Origin of the sequence: Duganella aquatilis, from assembly GCF_009674565.1 — a bacterium.
Lineage (GTDB): Bacteria > Pseudomonadota > Gammaproteobacteria > Burkholderiales > Burkholderiaceae_D > Rugamonas > Rugamonas aquatilis.
Window position 1 is genome coordinate 113,231 of the sequence record NZ_WKJL01000014.1, and the last position, 22,396, is coordinate 135,626.

Annotated in this window: 20 protein-coding genes; 7 read left to right on the top strand and 13 right to left on the bottom strand. The window is 64.5% G+C overall.

The features are described from left to right. The first annotated feature begins 11 nt into the window (after positions 1-11). The 5 genes from GJ698_RS18820 (at position 12) to tal (ending at position 5,788) form a co-directional block, all read left to right on the top strand. On the top strand, positions 12-1,493 hold the full coding sequence (locus GJ698_RS18820; protein WP_154359393.1) for an aldehyde dehydrogenase: 1,482 nt from the start codon (positions 12-14) through the stop codon (positions 1,491-1,493). Continuing rightward, on the top strand, positions 1,475-2,836 hold the full coding sequence (gene glnT, locus GJ698_RS18825; RefSeq protein WP_154359394.1) for a type III glutamate--ammonia ligase: 1,362 nt from the start codon (positions 1,475-1,477) through the stop codon (positions 2,834-2,836). Before GJ698_RS18820 ends, glnT begins: the two co-directional genes overlap by 19 nt. A gap of 173 nt (positions 2,837-3,009) precedes the next feature. Next, the gene (gene gnd, locus GJ698_RS18830) at positions 3,010-4,038 is read left to right on the top strand and encodes a phosphogluconate dehydrogenase (NAD(+)-dependent, decarboxylating) (protein WP_154359395.1); all 1,029 of its coding nucleotides are present in this window, start codon (positions 3,010-3,012) and stop codon (positions 4,036-4,038) included. After that, positions 4,038-4,721 carry an HAD family hydrolase gene (locus GJ698_RS18835; protein WP_154359396.1) on the top strand — a complete coding sequence of 228 codons (684 nt, stop codon included), beginning with the start codon at positions 4,038-4,040 and terminating at the stop codon, positions 4,719-4,721. Before gnd ends, GJ698_RS18835 begins: the two co-directional genes overlap by 1 nt. After that, positions 4,718-5,788, top strand: a complete 1,071-nt coding sequence (gene tal / locus GJ698_RS18840; RefSeq protein ID WP_154359397.1) for a transaldolase — start codon at positions 4,718-4,720, stop codon at positions 5,786-5,788. Before GJ698_RS18835 ends, tal begins: the two co-directional genes overlap by 4 nt. Before the next feature lie 32 nt (positions 5,789-5,820). Here the strand turns inward: tal and tkt are convergent, their stop codons facing one another. From tkt to GJ698_RS18875, 7 genes are all read right to left on the bottom strand, one after another. After that, positions 5,821-7,896 (bottom strand): transketolase, encoded by a 2,076-nt coding sequence (gene tkt / locus GJ698_RS18845; protein WP_154359398.1) that lies wholly within the window; start codon positions 7,894-7,896, stop codon positions 5,821-5,823. A gap of 88 nt (positions 7,897-7,984) precedes the next feature. Beyond that, a complete protein-coding gene (gene panB / locus GJ698_RS18850; protein WP_208023849.1) occupies positions 7,985-8,866 on the bottom strand; it encodes a 3-methyl-2-oxobutanoate hydroxymethyltransferase in 882 nt (293 codons plus the stop codon). A gap of 15 nt (positions 8,867-8,881) precedes the next feature. Beyond that, complete coding sequence (gene folK, locus GJ698_RS18855) at positions 8,882-9,421, bottom strand: 2-amino-4-hydroxy-6-hydroxymethyldihydropteridine diphosphokinase (protein ID WP_154359399.1); 540 nt, start codon at positions 9,419-9,421, stop codon at positions 8,882-8,884. 15 nt (positions 9,422-9,436) lie between these two features. After that, positions 9,437-10,867 (bottom strand): polynucleotide adenylyltransferase PcnB, encoded by a 1,431-nt coding sequence (gene pcnB, locus GJ698_RS18860; protein ID WP_154359400.1) that lies wholly within the window; start codon positions 10,865-10,867, stop codon positions 9,437-9,439. Next, positions 10,860-11,531: a histidinol-phosphatase gene (locus GJ698_RS18865; RefSeq protein WP_154359455.1), complete on the bottom strand. Its 672-nt coding sequence runs from the start codon at positions 11,529-11,531 to the stop codon at positions 10,860-10,862. Before GJ698_RS18865 ends, pcnB begins: the two co-directional genes overlap by 8 nt. After that, positions 11,531-12,217 (bottom strand): DnaA regulatory inactivator Hda, encoded by a 687-nt coding sequence (hda, locus tag GJ698_RS18870; RefSeq protein ID WP_154359401.1) that lies wholly within the window; start codon positions 12,215-12,217, stop codon positions 11,531-11,533. The genes GJ698_RS18865 and hda overlap by 1 nt, the downstream gene beginning before the upstream one ends. A gap of 45 nt (positions 12,218-12,262) precedes the next feature. After that, positions 12,263-13,348 (bottom strand): AI-2E family transporter, encoded by a 1,086-nt coding sequence (locus tag GJ698_RS18875; RefSeq protein ID WP_154359402.1) that lies wholly within the window; start codon positions 13,346-13,348, stop codon positions 12,263-12,265. Positions 13,349-13,518: 170 nt separating this feature from the next. Between GJ698_RS18875 and purM the strand changes: the two genes are divergently transcribed. Then, complete coding sequence (purM, locus tag GJ698_RS18880; RefSeq protein ID WP_154359403.1) at positions 13,519-14,562, top strand: phosphoribosylformylglycinamidine cyclo-ligase; 1,044 nt, start codon at positions 13,519-13,521, stop codon at positions 14,560-14,562. An 80-nt stretch (positions 14,563-14,642) separates the two neighbouring features. Here purM and GJ698_RS18885 read toward each other — a convergent pair whose 3' ends face one another. Next, on the bottom strand, positions 14,643-14,834 hold the full coding sequence (locus tag GJ698_RS18885) for a hypothetical protein (RefSeq protein WP_154359404.1): 192 nt from the start codon (positions 14,832-14,834) through the stop codon (positions 14,643-14,645). A 92-nt stretch (positions 14,835-14,926) separates the two neighbouring features. Further along, on the bottom strand, positions 14,927-15,970 hold the full coding sequence (locus GJ698_RS18890; protein WP_166454900.1) for a hypothetical protein: 1,044 nt from the start codon (positions 15,968-15,970) through the stop codon (positions 14,927-14,929). A gap of 113 nt (positions 15,971-16,083) precedes the next feature. On the opposite strand from GJ698_RS18890, the gene GJ698_RS18895 reads away from it, so the two are divergent. Beyond that, positions 16,084-17,283: an alkaline phosphatase family protein gene (locus tag GJ698_RS18895; protein ID WP_208023850.1), complete on the top strand. Its 1,200-nt coding sequence runs from the start codon at positions 16,084-16,086 to the stop codon at positions 17,281-17,283. A gap of 4 nt (positions 17,284-17,287) precedes the next feature. Here GJ698_RS18895 and GJ698_RS18900 read toward each other — a convergent pair whose 3' ends face one another. The 4 genes from GJ698_RS18900 to GJ698_RS18915 all read right to left on the bottom strand — a co-directional run bounded on the left by GJ698_RS18900 (position 17,288) and on the right by GJ698_RS18915 (position 22,364). Further along, entirely contained in the window at positions 17,288-17,548 is a 261-nt protein-coding gene (locus GJ698_RS18900) for a hypothetical protein (RefSeq protein WP_154359407.1), read from the bottom strand. An 88-nt stretch (positions 17,549-17,636) separates the two neighbouring features. Further along, positions 17,637-19,073, bottom strand: coding sequence for a serine hydrolase domain-containing protein (locus GJ698_RS18905; protein WP_208023851.1), 1,437 nt, complete (start codon positions 19,071-19,073; stop codon positions 17,637-17,639). Between the two features lie 2 nt (positions 19,074-19,075). Further along, positions 19,076-20,290, bottom strand: a complete 1,215-nt coding sequence (locus GJ698_RS18910; protein WP_154359408.1) for a 6-phosphofructokinase — start codon at positions 20,288-20,290, stop codon at positions 19,076-19,078. Positions 20,291-20,348: 58 nt separating this feature from the next. Beyond that, positions 20,349-22,364 (bottom strand): alpha/beta hydrolase family protein, encoded by a 2,016-nt coding sequence (locus GJ698_RS18915; RefSeq protein ID WP_154359409.1) that lies wholly within the window; start codon positions 22,362-22,364, stop codon positions 20,349-20,351. Between the last annotated feature and the right edge of the window lie 32 nt (positions 22,365-22,396).

Consider the following 22,396-nt stretch of genomic DNA (forward strand, 5'->3'; position numbering starts at 1 on the left):
AGGAGACAGACATGACGACATGGCATGACAAGGCCGCGGCGTTGCAGGCGGACGGCCGCGCCTTCATCGGCGGCGAACGGGTGTGGGCGAAATCCGAACAGCAGTTCGAGAACCTGTCGCCCATCGATGGCCGCAAGCTGGGCATGGTGGCGCGTTGCGACAGCGCGGACGTGGACATCGCCGTGGCGGCGGCGCGCGCAGCGTTTGAAGACCGCCGCTGGGCGGGCAAGTCGCCGGCGCAGCGCAAGCGGGTGCTGGTCAAGTTCGCGGACCTGATGCAGAAGCATGGCCAGGAGCTGGCGCTGCTGGAAACGCTGGACATGGGCAAACCGATCAAGTACAGCCAGAGCGTGGACGTGGGCGGCGCCGCCAACTGCATCCGCTGGTACGGCGAGGCGATCGACAAGATCTACGATGAAATCGCGCCGACGGCGGCCAGCAGCCTGGCGTTGATCACGCGCGAGCCGGTGGGCGTGGTGGCGGCCATCGTGCCGTGGAACTATCCGATGTTGATGGCGTCGTGGAAGATCGCGCCGGCGCTGGCGGCGGGAAATAGCGTGGTGCTCAAGCCGTCCGAGAAATCGCCGTTGACGGCGCTGCGGCTGGCGGAGATCGCGCTGGAAGCCGGCATACCGCCCGGCGTGTTCAATGTGCTGCCGGGTTACGGCGCGGAGGCCGGCGCCGCGCTGGCGCTGCACATGGATGTGGACTGCATAGGCTTTACCGGTTCCACCCGCGTGGGCAAACAGATCATGCAGATGGCGGGGCAGTCGAACCTGAAGCGCGCATGGACGGAGTTGGGCGGCAAGTCGGCCAACATCGTGTGCGCGGATTGTCCGGATCTGGATGCGGCGGTGGAGGCGGCCATTGGCTCGATCTTCTTCAACCAGGGCGAAAGCTGCAACGCACCTTCGCGGCTGTTTGTCGAAGCGTCGATCAAGGACCACTTCCTGGAAAAGGCGCTGGCCAAGGTGCCGGATTACCAGCCGGGCGACCCGCTGGACGAAAACACCGTCATGGGCGCGATTGTCGACGCCACGCAGCTGAAAACGGTGATGGGTTATATCGAAGCTGGCCAGGCGGGCGGCGCGCGGTTGCTGGCCGGCGGCAAGCAGGTACGCACTGAAACCGGCGGCTACTATGTCGAGCCGACGCTGTTCGATCAGGTGGACAGCAGCATGACCATCGCGCGCGAAGAGATCTTCGGGCCGGTGCTGTCGGTACTGAGCTTCGGCGATGTGCAGGACGCGGTGCGGCAGGCCAACGCCACGCCATACGGCCTGCACGCCGCCGTGTGGACGGCGGACCTGAGCAAGGCGATCCAGACCTCGCGCGCGCTGCGTGCCGGCACCGTGCACGTCAACCAGTACGATGGCGATGACATCACCGTGCCGTTCGGCGGCTACAAGCAGTCCGGCAATGGCCGCGACAAGTCGCTGCACGCATTCGACAAATACACGGAATTGAAAACCACATGGATACAGATAGGTTAGAAGAACTGCAAACGGTGATGGATGCGCAGGGCGTGCGTTACGTGTTTGCGCAGTTCACCGACATCCATGGCGCGGCCAAGGGCAAGCTGGTGCCGCTGGCGCATCTGGGCGATATTGTCGCGCCGGGTGCGGGCTTTTCGGGGCCGTCGATCTGGGGCACGGGATTGCCGCGCAACGGCCCGCGTTCTGAGTATTACGGCCGCGCCGACCTGACCACCCTGCGACCGATGCCCTGGCTGCCCGGCTATGCGCGCGTGGTGCTGGACGGGCATGTGGCCGGCCAGCCGTTCGACGCCTGTCCGCGCCAGGTGCTGCGCAGGCAGGTCGCGCGTCTGGCGGCGCATGGCTGGACCTTGAACGCCGGCCTGGAACCGGAGTTCTTCCTGCTGCAGAAAGGCGCCAATGGCTACGACGCCGAAGCCGCCGATACGCTGGAAAAGCCGTCATACGACACCAAAAGCCTGCTGCGCCGCCGCTCCTTTCTCGACAAGCTGACCACGTCGCTGAACGATTGCGGCCTGGGCGTCTACCAGATCGACCATGAAGACGCGACCGGCCAGTTCGAGGTGAACTACCACTACGCCGATGCATTGCGCGCGGCGGACAACTTCATGCTGTTCAAGATGGCCGCGCATCACATCGCGGAAGAAGAGGGCATGCTGTTCTCGATGATGCCCAAGCCGTTTGCCGAACGGCCGGGCAGCGGCCTGCATTTCCATTTGTCGCTGGCGGATTCGGACGGCAACGCGGTATTCGCGCACGGTCCGGCCGACCACGCGGAACCGGGCGGCCGCGCACTTGGCCTGTCGCCGCTGGCGTATCACTTCCTCGGCGGCCTGCTCCATCATGCGCCGGCATTGACGGCGTTGTGCGCGCCGACCGTCAATTCGTACAAGCGGCTGATGTGCGGGCAGTCGCTGTCCGGCACCAGCTGGGCGCCGGCGTTTATCGGCTACGGCGACAATAATCGCACGGTGGTGGCGCGCACCGTGCATCAGCGGATCGAATGGCGGCTGCCGGATAGCGCAGCCAATCCTTACCTGGCGCTGGCCGGCGTGATCGCGGCGGGACTGGACGGCATCGAGCGCGCGCTGGATCCGGGCGATCCGGTCAACCTGGACGTGTACGAAATGAGCGATGCCGAACGCACTGCGCGCGGCCTGCGGCTGCTGCCGCAAAACCTCGGCGATGCGGCGGCTGCTTTGAAAGCCGACACCGCGCTGACGGAAGCGCTGGGCAGCGCCATCGTCCACGAGTTCGTCGCGCTGAAAAGCGCCGAGTGGATCGAATACAGCCAGCACGTGAGCGCATGGGAAACGGCACGTTACCTGAACCGCTTCTGAGGGGAGGCGCGCCGGTGGGCCTGACACAATCCAGATACAAATCTGATAGTCTGGAGGCGCCGCTATGTGCTCCATCTAACCGAATTCATTTTTACCGAAGCCTAAGCTGGCAGTAGCGCGTGCAGGCCCGAGACCTGCACGCCCATCGAACCTGGACAACGTGAAGGATCTTTATGCAGATCGGAATGATAGGACTGGGGCGCATGGGCGCCAATATGGTTTGGCGTCTGGCGGCGGCAGGGCACCACAGCGTGGCTTACGCGCGCCATGCGGAAACGGTGAACGCCGTGCTGCGCGAGGGAGTCACCGGCGCGTCGTCGCTGGAGGATCTGGTTGCCAAGCTGGAGACGCCGCGCGTGCTGTGGCTGATGGTGCCGGCCGGTGCGGTCGACTCCACGCTGGATATCCTGAAGCCGCTGCTGTCACCGGGCGACATCATCATCGACGGCGGCAATTCGCACTACCACGACGATATCCGCCGCAGCGCGCAGCTGAAGGAGCAGCAGCTGCATTACGTCGATGTGGGCACCAGCGGCGGCACGCACGGCCTGACGCGCGGCTATTGCCTGATGATCGGCGGCGAGCCGGATGTGGTCAAGCATCTGGAACCGATTTTCTCCACGCTGGCGCCGGGCCACGACGCGGCCACGCCGACGCCTGGCCGCGACAAGCCGGGCAGCAGCGCCGAGCAGGGCTTCCTGCATTGCGGCCCGAATGGCGCCGGTCACTTCGTCAAGATGGTCCACAACGGCATCGAGTACGGCATCATGGCCGCGTATGCGGAGGGACTGAATATCCTGCGCCATGCGAACATCGGCAAGCAGGAACAGGAAGTCGATGCGGAGACCACGCCGCTGCGCCATCCGGAGCATTACCAGTATGACCTGGACCTGGGCGAAATCAGCGAGCTATGGCGGCGCGGCAGCGTGATCAGCTCCTGGCTGCTGGACCTGACGGCCGATGCGCTGCTCAAAGATCCCCATCTGGACGCCTATGCCGGCCGTGTGTCCGATTCGGGCGAGGGCCGCTGGACCATCGCCGCCGCCATCGATGAAGGCGTGCCGGTGCCCGTATTGAGCAACGCGCTGTTCGAACGATTCAGTTCGCGCGGCAATGCGGAATTCGCCGGCAAGGTGCTGTCGGCGATGCGCGCCGGCTTTGGCGGCCATGCCGAGAAGCCGCACAAGACAGGGAATGCGTGATGCCTGACGATATCGTCTTTCTGGTTGATTGCGACAACACGCTGCTGGACAACGACCGTGTCCAGAGCGATTTGCGCGAGCATCTGGAAAAGGAATTCGGGGCCGAGGCGCGCGACCGCTACTGGAGCATCTACACGGAGCTGTTTGCGCAATTCGGCTATGCCGATTATCTGGGCGCGTTGCAGCGCTATCGCATCGACGCCATGAACGATCCCAAGCTGCTGCTGATGGCGGGTTGGCTGATGAACTACCGCTTTGCGGACCGGCTGTATCCCGGGGCGCTGGACGTCATCAAGCATTTGCGGCAGTGGGGCAAGGTGGTGATCCTGTCCGATGGCGACGTGGTGTTCCAGCCGCGCAAAGTGGAGTATTCGGGCTTGTGGGATGCGGTGGAGGGCAATGTGCTGATCTACATTCACAAGGAGACCATGCTGGAGCACATCGAACGCGCTTATCCGGCGCGCCGCTATGTGATGATTGACGATAAAGTGCGGATTCTGGCTTCCATGAAGCAGGGCTGGGGCGATCGGCTGACCACGGTGTTTCCGCGTCAGGGGCACTATGCCGTCGCGCCGGATGTCGCCAGCTATACGACACCGGATCTTGCGGTGGATCGCATTGGCGACTTGTTGAACTATGATTTGCCGGCGTTTTCCGGCCTTGAAAAGGAGACATCGTCATGAATCCCGCACTGCATCTGCGCCAGCTGGGGCAAGCCCTTTGGCTGGACAACATCACGCGTGGCCTGCTCACCAGCGGCACGCTGAAGAAGTACATCGATGATTACGATATCGCCGGGCTGACATCCAATCCCAGTATCTTCGAGGCGGCCATTCATGGCGCGGATTTTTATGATGAGGCGATACGCAGCAGGACGGCGGCTGGCGTGAAGGGCGAGCAGCTGTTCCTGGAGCTGGCGCTGGAAGATCTGCAAAATGCCGCTGACCTGTTCCTGCCGATGTACCAATCGTCGCATGGCATGGATGGCTGGGTGTCGATGGAGGTGTCGCCGTTGCTGGTGCACGATGCGGACGGCACGTTGCGCGAGGCGCGGGCACTGCACGAGCGTCTGCAACGGCCGAATGCCTTCATCAAGATTCCGGGCACCGTGGAGGGCGTGAAGGCGATCGAGGAGGCCATCTTTGCGGGCATTCCGGTCAACGTGACGCTGCTGTTTTCGCGCGAGCAGTATCTGGCGGCGGCGGAGGCTTATCTGCGCGGCGTGCAGCGGCGCGTCGATGCCGGTCTTGATCCGAAGGTGGCGTCGGTGGCGTCGTTGTTTGTTAGTCGTTGGGATACGGCGGTCAAGGATAAGGCGCCGGCGGAGTTGAAGAACCAGCTGGGGATTGCGGTGGCGCGGCAGACGTATGCTGCTTACCGCGAGTTGCTGGCGTCGCCGAGGTTGCGCAAGCTGGCGGAGGCCGGGGCTTTGCCGCAGCGCTTGCTGTGGGCGAGTACCGGGACCAAGGATCCGGCGGCGTCGGATGTTCTGTATGTAGAGTCGTTGACGGCGCCGCATACCATTAACACGGTGCCGGAGAAGACGTTGCTGGCGTTTGCGGACCATGGCGTGGTCAATGGCAGCATGCCGCCGGAAGGTGGGGATGCGGAGAAGGTGCTGAATCAGTTCGGCGATGCGGGAATTGATGTCGGTGCGCTGGCTGCGCAGCTGCAGACCGAGGGCGCTGAGGCGTTCAGCAAGTCGTGGAAGCAGTTGCTGGATGTGATTGCGGAAAAAGGTAAGGGCTGACCCATCGTTCCGCCGATGCGGAACGACGGGGTTTATGCGTTGCGGGCCAGGACTGCGTGGGCCAGCAGGGAGACGTTCTCCACGCTGAATCCGTACTCGCGAAGCACGCGCTCGCCGGGTGCGGACGCGCCGAAGCGGTCGATGCCCAGCACGTCGCCGCGCGTACCGACGTAGCGATGCCAGCCCTGCGTGGCGCCGGCTTCAATCGCCAGCCGCGCCGTCAGCGCGGGCGGCAGCACCTGATCGCGGTATTCCTGCGGCTGCCGGTCGAACAACTCCCAACTCGGCATCGACACCACGCGTGCGCGCACATTGTCCGCGTGTAGTTTGGCTTGCGCCTCCAGCGCCAGGTGCACCTCGGAGCCGGTGGCGATCAGCACGATCTGCGCTTCGCCGCCTTCCGCTTCGCTCAGCACATAGGCGCCGCGCTGCAAGCCGTCGGCCGGCGCAAACCTGGCGCGGTCCAGCGTCGGCAGATGTTGGCGCGTCAGCACCAGCACCACCGGCTGGCCTGCCGATTGCACCGCCACGCGCCACGCCGCTGCGGTTTCGTTGGCGTCTGCCGGACGGATCACCACCAGTCCCGGCATGGCGCGCATGCTGGCCAGGTGTTCGATCGGCTGGTGCGTTGCGCCATCTTCGCCCAGGGCGATGCTGTCGTGCGTGAACACATACACCACCTGCAATCCCATCATGGCGGACAGGCGCATGGCAGGGCGCAGGTAGTCGGCAAACACCAGGAAGGTGGCGGTGAACGGCAGCGCGCCGCCGTGCGCGGCCAGACCATTGCTGATGGCCGCCATCGCGTGTTCGCGCACGCCGAAGTGGATGTTGCGGCCGGCGCGGCTCCAGCCGCCGCCATTCGAACCCTGGCGGTCGCCGGCTTCCTCGGCGCCGGGCGGACTGTCCGGCTGGAAGTCGCCGAAGCCGGTCAGCGCGGTGAAGGTGGACGGGTCAAGGTCGGCCGAACCGCCGATCAGCGCCGGCAGCTTGGCGGCGATGGCGTTGGCCACCTTGCCGGCGGCGGTGCGTGTCGCCACGCCCTTGGCGTCGGCCGGGAAGACGGGAATGTCCGCGTCCCAGCCGTCAGGCAGGCCGCTGGCGCCGCCTTCCATCAGCTGGTGTAGTTCCTGCGCCAGTTCAGGGAAGGCCTGCGCATAGGCGTCCATGCGGTCGCGCCATTCGGCTTCGCCATGGCCGCCGCGCGCGCCGGCCGTCGCATAGGCCATGCGCGCTTCCTCGGGAATCAGGAAGGCCGGCTGCTCCGGCCAGCCTAGCGCGCGCTTGGTCAATGCCACTTCGTCGGCACCCAGCGGCGAGCCGTGGGCGTCGATCTTGTCCTGTTTATTCGGCGAGCCGTAGCCCAGGTGACTGCGCACCAAAATCAGGGATGGCTTGTGCACCTCGGCGCGCGCGGTGGCCAGCGCCTGTTCGATGGCTTCGATGTTGTTGGCGTCATCCACCGTCTGCGTATGCCAGCCGTAGGCGGCAAAGCGCGCGGCGCGGTCCTCGCTGAAGGTCATGTCGGCGCCGGCCGACAGCGTGACCTGATTGTCGTCGTACAGGTAAATCAGCTTGCCCAGCTTCAGATGACCGGCCAGCGACGCCGCTTCCGACGCCACGCCTTCCATCAGGTCGCCGTCGCTGACGATGCCGTAGGTATGGTGGTCGATTACATTGTGGCCGGGACGGTTGTAGCGCGCCGCCAGGCTGGCTTCGGCGATGGCCATGCCGACGCCGTTGGCGAAGCCCTGGCCCAGCGGCCCGGTGGTCACTTCGACGCCGGGCGTGACGCCGCGTTCCGGATGGCCGGGCGTGATGCTGTCCCACTGGCGGAATTGCTGCAGCTGTTCCAACGGCAGCTCGTAGCCGCTCAGGTGCAGCAGGCTGTAAAGCAGCGCCGAGCCGTGGCCGGCCGACAGCACGAAGCGGTCGCGGTCGAACCAGTGCGGATTAGCGGGATGGTGCTTGAGGAAGCGCGTCCACAGCACATAGGCCATGGGCGCGGCGCCGAGCGGCAGGCCGGGGTGGCCGCTGTTGGCTTTTTGTACCATGTCGACACTGAGGAAACGCAGGGTGTCGATATTGCGTTGATCGCTGGAGTTCATGCGTGAGTCCTTCAAGGGAAGTCTCTCACAACAGTAGCGCCGGTGGACGCGCCGCTCTGTGCGGCACGCCACTTAGCCAGTCAGCTTCCTAGAAGCAGTGTTCCAGCGCCGGGAAGCTGCCGTCCTTGACGGCGCTGACGTAGGCCGTGATGGCGGCGTCGATGCTGGTCTGGCCGTCCATGAAGTTCTTGACGAAGCGCGCCTTGCGGCCTGGGAAAACGCCCAGCAGGTCATGCATCACCAGCACCTGGCCGGAGCAGTCCGGACCCGCGCCGATGCCGATGGTGGGAATCGACAGCAGCTCGGTCACTTCCTTGCCCAGCGCCGAAGGAATCGCCTCCAGCACCAGCAACGAGGCGCCGGCCGCCTGCATCTTCAGGCAGTCGGCTTTCAGCAGGTCGGCGCTTTCGGTGGTCTTGCCCTGCACCTTGTAGCCGCCCAGCTGGTGCACCGATTGCGGCGTCAGGCCCAGGTGGGCGCAGACCGGAATCGCGCGGTCGGTCAGGAACTTGACGGTGTCGGCCAGCCAGGCGCCGCCTTCGATCTTGATCATGTGGGCGCCGGCCTGCATTACCTGCACCGCGTTGGCGTAGGCGGTTTCCGGCGTGCCGTAGGCGCCAAACGGCAGGTCGGCGACGATCATCGCCGACTTGGCGCCGCGCGCCACGGAAGCGGTGTGGTAGGCGATGTCGTTGACGGTGACCGGCAGCGTTGAGGTGTAGCCGGCGCAGACCATGCCCAGCGAATCGCCGATCAGCAGGATCTCGACGCCGCAGCGGTCCATCAGCGAGGCGAAGCTGGCGTCGTAGCAGGTCAGCATGGTGATTTTTTCACGCGCGGCGTGCAGTGCCTGCAGCGTGTTGACCGTGACGGCCTTGTTGGCCACCTTGGCGGGGGCCGGTGCAGGTGCGGTGGCGTCGGCGGGCTTTTGGCCCGCGGCCAGTTCGTTTCCTTGCAGGTATCCAGACATGATAAATCCTTTACTTTAAATCGGGCGGATGCCCTGGTCCGCCACGCCGGCCGCGTATTGCGCCGCCGGACCGTGGCCGGGTATATGGATGGACGGCGCGATCTCCAGCAGCGGCACCAGCACGAAGGCGCGCTCGGTCATGCGGGGATGGGGCACCGTCAGCGTGGTGCTGTTGATGATGGCGTCGCCGTACAGCAGCAGGTCGAGGTCCAGCGTGCGCGGGGCGTTGCGGTAAGGCCGTTCGCGGCCGTGCGCCTGTTCGATGGCGTGCAGCGCCTGCAGCAGCGCTTCGGCGTCCAGCTTGGTGGCGATGCGGGCGACGGCGTTGATGTAGTCGTCGCCGCTGGAGTCGATCGGCGCGGTGCGGTACAGGCCCGACGCCGTCATCAGTGTGCAGCCGGGCTGGCGTTGCAGGCGTTCCAGCGCGTCCAGCACATTGGCGCGGGCATCGCCCAGGTTGGCGCCGATGCCGATGTAGGCGATGGCGAAGGCGAATGGCGCCTTGTCGTCCTGCAGCGTTGCCGGTCCGACGCCGGCGCTGATTGCGGTGTGCATGATGCGGTGTGAAGCTTAGTCCGCGCCGCCATCGTGGGCGGGAGCCGGGCTGTCGGCGCCTTCGCCACGGCCGCTGCGGTTACGGCCGCCGCGACGCGGGCCGCGCTTGCGTTTGGCGCCGCCGGTGCCGGAGCCGCCTTCGCCGCTGTTGCCGCCACCGCCGCCGGCAGGACGGCCCGCCGATGCGATCAGCTCTTCGCGGGTGATCTCGTCGCCCTCGTAGAACGCGGTCCACCAGTCGCCGATTTCAGCGTCGATTTCGCCGGAGGCGCAGCGCAGCAGCAGGAAGTCATAGCCGGCGCGGAAGCGCAGGTGTTCCAGCAGCTTGTGCGGCGCCTTGCCGGTGCGGCGCTCGAAGCGCGGCTGCATCGACCAGATGTCGCGCATGTCGGTGCCGATCTTGCGCTGCAAGGCCAGCTTCTCGGTCTGCGAATCGAGCACGTCGTCGGCCGCCAGGTGCAGCGCCGGAATGGTCTGTTCGCCGGACGCGCGGTAGGCGGTCCACTTCTCCAGCACCTGGTGCCACAGCAGCGATGCGAACAGGAAGCCCGGCGACACGGTCTTGCCGGCGTGGATGCGGGCGTCGGTCGAATCCAGCGCCAGCGTCACGAACTTGACGCCCAGCGGCTGTTCCAGCACCACGTCCAGCAGCGGCAGCAGGCCGTGATGCAGGCCTTCCTTGCGCAGCTGCTGCAGGCAGGCCAGCGCGTGGCCGCTCATCAGCAGCTTGAGCATTTCGTCGAACACGCGCGCGGCCGGCACGTTGTTGATCAGCGGCGCCATCACCTTGATCGGTGCGCCGGTTTCCGGCTCGATCGAGAATTTCAGCTTGGCGGCAAAGCGCACCACGCGCAGCATGCGCACCGGGTCTTCGCGGTAGCGCGCTTCCGGCACGCCGATGATGCGCAGCGTTTTCGCGCGGATGTCCTCGATGCCGCCGTGGTAGTCCAGCACCTGCTGGTTGGCCGGGTTGTAGTACATGGCGTTGATGGTGAAGTCGCGGCGTTCCGCGTCTTCAGCCTGCGAGCCGAAGGTGTTGTCGCGCAGGACGCGGCCATGTTCATCCTTCGGCGCGTTGGCCGAGGTGGTGCCGCGGAAGGTGGTCACCTCCAGCAGGTCCTGGCCGAACATCACGTGGACGATCTGGAAGCGCTTGCCGATGATGAAGGCGCGGCGGAACAGGCGCTTGACCTGCTCCGGCGTGGCGTTGGTGGCGATGTCGAAGTCTTTCGGTTTGACGCCCAGCAGCAGGTCGCGCACGGCGCCGCCGACCACGAAGGCTTCGTAGCCGGCTTCCTGCAGGGTGCTGGTGACGCGCACTGCGTTGTTCGACAACAGGCGCGGGTCGATGCCATGGGCGTCCGGCCCGAGCACCACCGGCGTGTTCGTGTCGCGTGCCGCTTTACTCTTGGTGCCGAGGATTTTGCGGATCAGTTTCTTAATCATTGAATAGGTCAATTAATGGCCAGCCATTCGCGGCGGCGTGCGTTTTCAGTTTTTCGTTGGGGTTGGTCGCCACCGGATGGCTGACGATGGACATCAGCGGCAGGTCGTTGTGCGAGTCGCTGTAGAAGTAGACGGTGTCGAAGTCCTCCAGCGTTTTCCCCATTTTTTCCAGCCACGCCTTGGTATGCACGATCTTGCCCGGTCCCTGGGTCGGCGTGCCTAGCAGCTTGCCGGTCAGGTTGCCGTCGGCGTCCAGTTCCGGCATCGCCGCGATCAGGTGCTCCACGCCCAGCGCCCTGGCGATCGGCGCGGTCACGAAGTGGTTGGTGGCGGTGACGATGGCCACCAGGTCGCCGGCGTCGGCGTGCTTTTTCAACAGAGCGCGCGCGGCCGGATGCAGCGCCGGCGTGACCACTTCGGCCATGTACTGCGCGTGCATCGCGTCGAGCTGCGGGCGCGGGAAGCGCGCCAGCGTGCCCAGCGTGAACTCCAGGTATTCTACCGGATCGAGCGTGCCGGCCTGGTATTGGGCGAAGAAGGCCTTGTTGCGGCGGTCGTATTCGACGGCGTCGACGGCGCCGGTGCGCACCAGGAACTGGCCCCATTCGAAGTCGGAGTCGATCGGCAGCAGGGTGTGGTCGAGGTCAAAAAGGGCGAGATTCATCATTCTTTCGCTTCCGCCTGCAACCACTCGCGCAGCAGCGGCAGAGTGATCGGGCGTTGGGTTTCAAGGGAATACTGGTCCAGCGAGTCGAGGATGGTCGACAGCGACCGCATGTCGCGCTGGAAGTGCGACAGCAGGTAGGGTATCACGCCGGCCGACAGCGTCAAGCCGCGGGCGGCGGCGGCGGCGGCCAGCGCCGCGCTCTTTTCGTCGTCGGTCAGGCCGTGGATCTGGTAGATCAGGCCCCAGCCCATGCGCGTGCGCAGGTCTTCGCGCACCGGCAGCACGGCCGGCGCCACGTTGCCGCTGCAGACCATGAAGGCGTTGTTGGCGCGGATTTCGTTAAACAGGGCGAAGGCGTCGATCTGCGCCACCGGCGACAGCTTCTCGCAGTCGTCCAGCAGGTACAGATCCACTTCCGGCGAGTAGACGAATTCGGACTCGATCGAAAACGGCGAGATGTAGCGCGCGCGCGCCTGCTCGGCCTCGGAACCGCTGCTGGCCAGGGCTTTCAGCAGGTGCGATTTGCCGACGCCGACCGCGCCCCACAGGTAGGCGAAGTGCTCGCGCGAGCTGCGATCGGCGAACTGCTGCATCAGCGCTGCCGCTTCGGCATTCTGTCCCACTTCGAACGATGCGAGGCTGTGCGCTGCTTCCGCGCCTAAATCGAGCACCAGTTGTTTCATGGCGTTCGCCTTGTGGTCTTTTGCATAACGTTTATCTGTTTCACATCATGCATTATAGAAGCTGCTGCTCAGATAGTGGCGCCGCAGGTGGTTGAAGGCCACCATCAGCACCGCCGACGCGGGCAGCGCCAGCAGCACGCCGACAAAGCCGAACAGCTGGCCGAAGGCCAGCAGGGCGAAGATCACCGCCAGCGGATGCAGGCCGATGCGCTCGCCCACCAGGCGCGGCGTCAGGAAGAAACCTTCCAGCACCTGGCCGATGCCGTAGATGACGGCCACGGCGATCAGGCCGCTCCAGTCGGAGAACTGCAGCACCGCCGAAATCAGCGCCAGCACCAGGCCCAGGCCGAAGCCGAGGTAGGGAATGAACACCAGCAGGCCGGTGATGATGCCGACCGGCAGGGCCACGTCGAAGCCGGCGATCGCCAGCGCCACCGAGTAGTAAATCGCCAGCACCAGCATCACCAGCAGCTGGCCGCGCAGGTACTGGGCCAGCAGCAGGTCGACTTCGCGCGCCATGGCCATGGTCGGCACGATGTAGCGGCGCGGCACGCAGCCGGCCACGCGCGCCAGCATCGCCGGCCAGTCCAGCAGCAGGTAGAACAGCACCACCGGGATCAGGGTCAGGGTCGCCAGCCAGCCCAGCACGGCGGTGCCGCCGACGCGGGCGGAATTCAGCACGGCGGCCCAGATGGCGTCGCCGCTGGCGGCCATTTGCTCGGCGGCCAGCTGCTTGATGCCGGCGCTGTCCACGCGCACCTTGATGCCGAGGTCTTGCAGGCGCGGCGCCAGCAGGTCGTTGGCCTTGGCCAGGAAGGCCGGGATCTGCGCCTGCAGCAGCGGTATCTCTTTTTGCAGCACCGGCACCACGATCAGCACCATGGCGATCAGGGCGGCGAAGAACAGCACCACGACGATGGTCACCGACAGCGCACGCGGCATGCTGAGGCGGCGGCCGAAGCGGATGCTGTCCAGGCGGTCGACGCCGGGATTGAGCGCGTAGGCGAAAATGGCGGCCGCCAGGAACGGCGTCAGCACCGGGCCGAGGGTAATCAACAGGAATAGAAATGCCGCCCACACCGCCAGCCAGAATGCCGTTTGCTTTTGCTCTAACGAGAGGGGAAATGGCATGAAGGTGAATTCGATGGTTAAAAAGGCGGTTGGACGGGGCAATTTTGATAAAATAGCGGATTGACCGGGTTGTTGCGCTGATTTTGCGTATTTTCATGCGATTTTGGCATGGAAATAGCACACAGCAGGTCTCCGCCTTCTATTTTACCGCCTCCGCTGCGAAATACACCATGAGCCAAACTTCAAATGTTTCCCTGTCCTACCGTGACGCCGGCGTCGATATCGACGCGGGTGACGCCTTAGTCGAAGCGATCAAGCCGTTTGCCAAGCGCACCCTGCGCGAAGGCGTGATGGGCGGCTTGGGCGGTTTTGGCGCCATGTTCGAGATCAGCAAAAAGTACAAGGAGCCAGTCCTGGTGTCCGGCACCGACGGCGTGGGCACCAAGCTGAAGCTGGCATTTGAGCTGAACCGCCACGACACGGTCGGCATCGACCTGGTGGCGATGAGCGTCAACGACATCCTGGTGCAGGGCGCCGAGCCGCTGTTCTTCCTCGACTACTTCGCCTGCGGCAAGCTGGACGTGGCGATCGCCACCGACGTCATCAAGGGCATCGCCCAGGGTTGCGAACAGGCTGGCTGCGCGCTGATCGGCGGCGAAACCGCCGAGATGCCGTCGATGTATCCGGCCGGCGAGTATGACCTGGCCGGTTTCGCGGTTGGCGCCGTGGAAAAATCGAAAATCATCGACGGCACCAAGATCGCCGCCGGCGACGTGGTGCTGGGCCTGGCTTCGTCGGGCGTGCACTCGAACGGCTACTCGCTGGTGCGCAAGATCATTGAAGTGTCGAAGCCGGACCTGGAAGGCGACTTCCACGGCCGCAAGCTGGCCGACGTGCTGATGCAACCGACCCGCATCTACGTCAAGCCGCTGCTGGCGCTGATGGAATCGCTGGAAGTCAAAGGCATGGTGCACATCACCGGCGGCGGCCTGGTGGAAAACATCCCGCGCGTGCTGCAGCCTGGCCTGGTGGCCGAGCTGGACGGCAAATCGTGGACCATGCCGCCGCTGTTCCAGTGGCTGCAACAGCACGGCGGCGTGGCGGATGCCGAGATGCACCGCGTGTTCAACTGCGGCATCGGCATGACCGTGATCGTCTCGCAGGAGAACGCGGCAGCCGCGATCGCCCAACTGGAAGCGGCCGGCGAAACCGTCTACACCATCGGCAAAATCCGCGCCCGCGTGGGTGACGAGCACCAGACCATCGTCGTCTAAGCATACGGCGACAATAAAAAAAGCGGACCTTGCGTCCGCTTTTTTTTGATTTGAATGAAAAAACCTCGCCGCAGCAAGCTTTAGATCTTCATGAATTCTGGAGGTGTGGCGAGGCTGTACTTCTTGTCGAATTGGCGCCGGGCTTGCCGCAACCTTTCCTCGTTTGTTTTTTTCAGGCTGGCCTGTGAAGGTAAGGCTTGGTTTGCGGACTCACGTGCTATCGTGCTTTCCAGGATAATTTTGGCGAGACGTTCGGCTTCACTGGTCTTCATGGTTATCTCCGTACAAGACACGTTGGCGCATCACATAGGGCAAATTCTTATCTGCGTCAAAGTAGTGTTTCCGCTTAATCCAAACCAAGCCTTCAGATTTCGTAAGAACGGCTAAGCCAGTCGTCAGAGAATGCCGTTGCGGAGGCCGTAAGTGTTTGGTTGAAGTCAATAGGAAGTGTGTTGATATTGTGAGTTTGAAGTACTTGCTGCACCAAGGCCAGAGCGCTCTGTTGATAGGCGCGCTGGACTTCTGAATAGGTGTCTAACCCTACACCGGTTGTGAACGTATCAATGGACGAGGTCATTGCAAATTGAAAGATTCCGGATGGCGTGTCATGACTGATTTCACACGTATTGTCTTCGTCCAGCGTGTAGAGAAAATCGTTCTTCAGAAATCCCCAGACTTCGAATTTGATCACTGACGGGAAGTATTGGTTTTCACCGAAGCCGGCGAAGACAATGCCTGTCTGAGGCAATACCCGGTCATAACATTTATATAAATATGAGCACGCCAAGTCAGCCAGAGCGTCGACAGGAACAATCTCGCTCAATCCTTCGGCGGCTAGATAGTCGGACAGCGCGGGATAGTTGGCGAACTTCTCACGTACCTCGCCAATTACTTCAGACATAGTTTCTGTGGCTATGTGCGGATGAGCATCCTTTTGGTTGAGCTCACTCGACAAGTGTTGAGCGTACTCATGCCACGCAGCTTGTCGTTCAGGAGTGCTCTTGCTTGTATCGACGATAAGCGGGCTGGCTTCCCTCGCCAGATTAAGAAAATCGAGTGCGGCCCTGAGTGCGCGCTCAAGCAGTTTGATGTCGAGATCCGCCTGTGGGAAGAAGAATGTTGCCCCTTGTACGAACTCAAAGAAGGCTGTGGCATAAGCCTGAAGCGATTCATGTTTGGCATGGCCCAGCTTGTCGCGGAAATTCTTGATAATGATTTCCCAAGGCACGCCATCCAACGTGGCTGAACCATATATCATGACGCTGACTGGTTCGAAGCGTGACAACTGAAAAATTTTGTTGCCGCCTTTGGAGTATCGCTGATTTCCGTTACCGCTAGATGTGGTAACCGCGCTGTCTGCCGCGATTACAATCGCATACTTGTTCATCACCGCAACTTCGCAAGTCATAGGTCACCCGTGAGTAGAAAGAGGTCGGCTTGATGGTGTATGGATTCTACGAGAATTTTTTTACCGAGCGCTGTTTAATGTCAGTGTCACATGCCTCTGGCATACTGCCGGGCATGAAAAATTTACTTGCTCTCCTGCTGGCGCTTGCCGCCGGCGCAGCGGCCGCGCAGCCGGCGCATCCTGTCATCCTGGTGTCGATGGACGGTTTCCGTCCGGACTATCTGGAACGCGGCGTCACGCCGAACCTGAACCGGCTGGCGGCCGGCGGCGCGCGCGCGGTGGCGATGCGGCCATCGTTTCCGTCGGTGACGTTCCCCAACCATTACACGCTGGTCACCGGCATGCGGCCCGATCATCACGGCATCGTCGATAACGTGATGAACGACGCCGCCATTTCCGACAAGCGTTTCACCATGAGTAATGCCGAAGCGGTGGTCGACCGCCGCTGGTGGGACCAGGCCGAGCCGGTGTGGGTGACGGCCGAGCGCAACGGCATCCACAGCGGCACCATGTTCTGGCCCGGTTCGGAAGCGGCGATCCATGGCGTGCGTCCAACCGTGGCGCCCAAGTTCGACGGCAAGCTGCCGGCAACCGCGCGCGTCGATACGCTGCTGTCGTGGCTGGACCGTCCGGTCGGGCAGCGCTTCGGCTTCATGACCTTGTATTTCGATGACGTCGACCACGCCGGCCACGAGTTCGGCCCGGCCGCCGCCCAGACCACCGAGGCGGTGGCGCTGGTCGACCAGGCCATCGGCCGCCTGCTGGCGGGACTGGCGGCGCGTCACGTCGAGGCCGATATCGTGATCGTCTCCGACCACGGCATGGCGCCGGTCAGCGCCGAACGCGTGATCCGCATGCAGACACTGCTGCCCGAAGGCAGCTATGAAGACGTCGCCAGCGGTTCCTACGCCGCCATCAATCCAGTGCCGGGCCACGGCGAGCAACTGGCCGCCGCGCTGCTGAAACCGCAGGAGCACATGCAGTGCTGGCGCAAGGAAGAGATTCCGGCGCGCCTGGCCTACGGCCACAACGCGCGCGTGCCGGCCTTCCTGTGCCTGGCTGAGCCGGGCTGGAGCATCGTCTTCAACGACAAGAACGCTGCCAAGGTCAAGGGCGGCAAGCACGGCTACGACAACGCGGCGCCGGAGATGGAGGCGACCTTCATCGCCGCCGGCCCGTCGTTCAAGCCGGGCGTGGTGCTGCCGGAATTCGACAACGTCGATGTCTATCCGCTGGTGATGCACTTGCTGGACGTGACGCCGCTGCCCTCCGACGGCGACCTCACGCCATTGCTGCCGGCGCTGGTGCAGTAGCCGATTAGCGCGGCGGCGGTGGCGGGCCGCCGTCCGGCATGGCGGCGAGCACCTCGCCCATCTTGTGGCAGACGCCGCTGATGGTGTCGCCGTGGCGGCCGGCAAACTTGACCTTGTCGCCTTCCGCCTTGCCCTTGCAGGCGGCTATTGCTTCCGGCGGCGGTCCCTTGGGCGGCCCGTCTGGCGGTGGACTGTTCTGCGCCGAGGCGCTCAAGGCGCAGCCGGCCAGCGCCGACCACAGCATCCAATGCTTGAGTACTTTCATGAAAACTCCCGATAACAATGCGTGAGCCGCCATTGTCCGGTGGCAGGCTGTTAGTTGCGGTCAAGGCGCTGTAAAGCGCGGTAAAGCACTACAGCGACTCCAGCCGCTTCAGCGCGTTGGCGTCGCCGGGATGCAGTTCCAGCACGCGCTGGTAGGCCTGCCTGGCTGCCGCGCGCTCGCCGTTGACCAGCCAGGCTTCGCCCAGGCTGTCCTGCGCGTTGGCGCTGCGCGGGAAACGTTCTGCGGTGAAGCGCAGCACCGCCAGCGCATCGGCGGCGCGGCCGGTGGACAGCAGGCGATAGCCCCAATCGTTCAATTCATTTTCCTGCCACGGCTGATCCGGATACTGGCGCTCGATGTCGGCGGCGGCGCTGGCGATCTGGCCGAAGCCGCGTTCCTCCAGCGCGATGCGCAAGCCGGGCACGCCGGCCAGCGGCAGCTGCGGAATGTAGAGCGACGCCAGCTTGTCGATCAGGTCTTCGGGGAAGCTGCCGGTAAGGTTGGTCAGGATGATGACGCCGACGCCGTCTTCCGGGTACAGGAAGAAGCCGGCGCGGCCGCCTCCGGTCATGCCGACCGCGCGGTGGCTGCCGCGTTGCAGCACCTGCCAGCCCATTGCCCACTGCCCCATGCTGCCATCGTTGAAGGCGACCGGCCGCCACATGGCGGCCAGGCTGGTGTCGTTCAGCAGCTTGTGCTGTTGCAGGGCGATCAGCCAATGCGCCATGTCGCTGGCGCTGCTGTTCATGCCGGCGGCGGCGCGGCGGAACGGCAGGAAGCGTTCCGAAACGGCGGTCAGCGTGCTGGCGTCGGTGGAAGACGGCGCCGGATAGCCTTGCACCTTGGCGCCGGTCCATTGCCAGCGGTAGGTCGGCGCGCGTTTCGGGATGACGGTGTAGGCATCGCCATACGCGGTGTGATTCATGCCGGCGATGCGCAGCTGTTCTTCCGCCAGCGGCGCGTTCGGCGCGCGGCCCTCCAGCTGGTTGACGACGCGCTGGATCAGCATATAGTTGGTCTGGCAGTAGTGGAAGCGCTCGCCCGGCTTGAACAGGATGTTTTGTTCGCGCAGCCAGCGCCATGCCGCTTCCTCGTCGGTCTCCACGGTGGGCGCGCGGGTGATGTCGGGCAGGCCGGACATATGGCTCAGCAGCTGGCGGATGGTGACGGCGCGCCACGCCGGCGGCAGATCGGCCAGGTACTGGCCCACCGGCGCGGACAGGTCGAGCCGGCCCAGTTCCACCTGCTTCATCGCGGCCACGCCGGTGAACGCCTTGGTGATCGAGTTGATGGAGAATACGGTGTCGTCGGCCACCGGCACGCCGAATTCCACGCTGGCGGCGCCGTAGTTGCGCGCCAGGACGATCTGTCCGTCCTTGACCACCGCCACCGACAGGCCGGGAATGCGCAGGCGCTGCATCTGCGCGGTCAGGTAGCGGTCGGCGTCGGCCGTCGGCGTTTGCGCGGCGGCGTGCAGGGCCAGGGTCAGGCTGGCCGCCGCCAGCAGGGTGCGAAGCATAGTCATGATTAACGCTTGAGGATTTTTTCCACCGGCGCCGGACGCAGGCGGAACGCGTCCGGCATGCCGGAACCCAGCAGCGGCCGCAGGTACATGCGGAAGGCGTCGGTGACGTCGGTGCCGCTGGCGCTGATGAACTCGTCCTCCATGACGCGCGTCTTGCCGGCCACGGCGCTCAGGGGCAGCAGTTCGTAGTCGACCGAATAGAAGCCGGTGCGCTTGATTGCCACCGAGCCGTCGCGCTCGCCCCACATGGCGAACTGCACGGCCTTCTCGCCGACCTCGCGCGCTTCGCGCTGGTCCACGTCCGACACGCAGCCGATGAAGGAGCGCTGCAGATAGCCGAAGGTGTCGCCGCGCACGCGCTTGATGCCGAGCCTGGCCTTGATCTCGTCGCACAGCAGGTCGGCCAGTGCGCCGGTGCCGGACAGCTGCACATTGCCGTGCGCATCGCGCTCGACTTCCTTGGCCAGCAGCGAGGCGATCGCTTCGCCGCTGGCGTCGTGGATACCTTCGGACACGGCGATCACGCAGCGGCCGTAGCGCGCATAGGTGGCTTTCACATCCGCCAGGAACTGTTCCAGCGAAAACACCCGCTCCGGCAGGTAGATCAGGTGCGGGCCGTCGTCCGGAAACTTCTTGCCGAGCGCCGAGGCGGCGGTGAGGAAGCCGGCATGCCGTCCCATCACCACGCCCACGTAGACGCCAGGCAGGGCCGCGTTGTCGAGGTTGGCGCCGGCAAAGGCCTGGGCCACGAAGCGCGCCGCCGACGGGAAGCCCGGCGTGTGGTCGCTGCCGACCAGATCGTTGTCGATGGTCTTGGGAATGTGGATGCAGCGCAGCGCGTAGTTGGCGGCCTGCGCCTGCTCGCTGACGATGCGCACGGTGTCCGACGAATCGTTGCCGCCGATGTAGTAGAACTGTTCGATCTGGTGCGCGCACAGCACCTTGAAGATCTCGGCGCAGTAGGCCGCGTCCGGCTTGTCGCGGGTGGAGCCCAGGGCGGAAGAGGGCGTGGCGGCCACCAGTTCCAGGTTCTGGCTGGTTTCGCGGGTCAGGTCGACCAGCTCCTCGTTGACGATGCCGCGCACGCCGTGCATGGCGCCGTACACCCGCGTGACGTCGCGGAAGCGGCGCGCCTCCAGCACCACGCCGGCCAGCGATTGGTTGATGACGGCGGTGGGACCGCCTCCCTGTGCGACCAGAATTTTTCCCGATGCCATGCCCGTTCCTCCGTGATGGTTTGAAAGGCTTGCTGCACCGGGAACTATAACGCGAATGTCAGTGCGCGCCGATATTCTTGTCGAGGAATTTGTCGACCCGGTCCCAGAAGTCGACGCGGTTCTTCGGCAGCTTCCAGCCGTGGCCTTCCTCCTCGTACTCGATCAGCTCGACGTTCGGGTTGGTGGCCTTGACAGCCTTGTAGAACTTGAGGCTGTGCGCCGGCGTGACACGGGTGTCGGCGCCGCCGTAGGCCATCAGCACCGGCTGCCTGATTTCGGCCGCGCGCAGCAGCGGCGAGGTGGCCTTGAACTGCTCGGCATCCTTTTCCTGGTCACCGATCAGCGCCGGCATGCCGTAGCGCTTGTAGTCGTCGCTCATGTCGGAGCGGTAGTTCCAGCTGCCGTCGTACAGCAGGTTGATGTCGGTGATGCCCAGCCATTCCACGCCGCACTTGTACAGGTCCGGATCCTTGATAAGGCCCATCAGCGTGGCGTAGCCGCCGTAGTTGGGGCCGCCGATGCAGATGCGCTGGGCGTCGGCATAGCCCTGGGCGATCGCCCAGCGGGTGCCGTCGGCAATGTCGTCCTGCATTTTCATGCCCCACTGCTTCCAGCCGGCGCGGAACAGCTTGCTGCCGTAGCCGGTGCTGCCGCGATATTCCGGCTCCAGCACGGCATAGCCGCGCGAGGCCAGGAACTGCACCGCCGGCACCCACTCCCAGCTGCCGCCGCGCGCCCAGGGGCCGCCGTGGACCAGCACCACCATCGGCAGGTTCTTGCCGGCGCCCTTGGGCAGCGTCAGCCAGGCCGGGATGGAGAGGCCGTCGCGCGCCTTGTAGTGCACCAGTTCCTTGCGCGCCATCTGGTTCGGATCGATGTTGGGATAGGCCGCGCTGATCATGCGCAGCTTGCCGGTCTCGCTGTTGTACAGCATCAGGCGCCGCGGCCAGATGTCGGCGTAGGCGCTGACCATTACCCACGGCGTTTCGGCCCGCGATGGCAGGGACAGCAGGTTGACGGTGTTGGGCAGCAGCTGGTCGACCTTCGCCTGCATCGCCTGCATGGCCGGATCGAGCCAGGTGGTGCTCCAGGCGTCGGTCAGGTGGCGCACGCCCAGCAGCTTGTCCTTGTCCATGATGAGCTGGCCGTTGAAGTCGTAGCCCTCCAGGTTGACCAGCGCCTTGTCGGACAGCTTGCCGCTGGCGATGTCGTAGCTGTAGACCGAGGTGGTGTCCTGGCCGGGCGTGGTGTGGATCACGTACAGCGTGCCGTCATTGCCGAACGCCAGCGGGCGGAAACCGCCGCCGCGGCCGGTGTAGCGTTCGAAGTCGGTCAGCTTGCGCCAGTCCTTGGTGGCCGGGTCGCGGTAGTAGATATTGTTGCTGCCGCCTTTTTCGCGGGTGGTGGTCAGGCGCGGTTCGCCTTCATTGTCGAGCATCCACGCGACGCTGTCGCCCGGCCGCGGCACGCTGCCGCTGGTGCGGCCGGTGACCGTGTTCAGCCGCAGCACGCTGCTCGACAGGAACTCGCCCGTGTTGCTGTAGTTGCGGTCCTGGACGTAGATGAAGTCCGAGTCCTGCGCGCCGCGCTGGCCCATCAAATAGGTGTGCCACGGCAGCAGGTCGCGCGCGGCGGTGCTGGAGCCGCTGGTCAGGAACGGCTGCCAGCTGCGCATCGCCAGCTGGCGGAAGCCGGTGCCGTCGCGGTTGACGGCGTACAGGCCGGGGGCGTAGCGCATATCGGCTTCGCCGAGGTCGCGGTCGGCGGCGGTGAACACCAGGCGGTTGTCGTTGACCCAGCGGTAGGTGCCGATGTCGGCGTCGTTGAAGTTACCCACCACCTTGATGCCATCGTTGGCCAGATCGACCACGCCCAGCACGTCATGCTTGCCCTTGGTGGCCAGGCGCACGGCCAGGTATTTGCCGCTGGGCGAGAGCACGGCGTCGCTGAATTCAGGATTGGTGAAAAAGTCGGCGCTGGGCGGCAGCGCCTTGGCGGCGTCCGCGGCGAGCGCGTGGCCGCAGAGGAACGCGCCGGCCAAAGCCAGAACGCGCAGGAAAAGGGATGGACGCATATATCAAGTTGTGAAATAAGTAACTCTGGCAC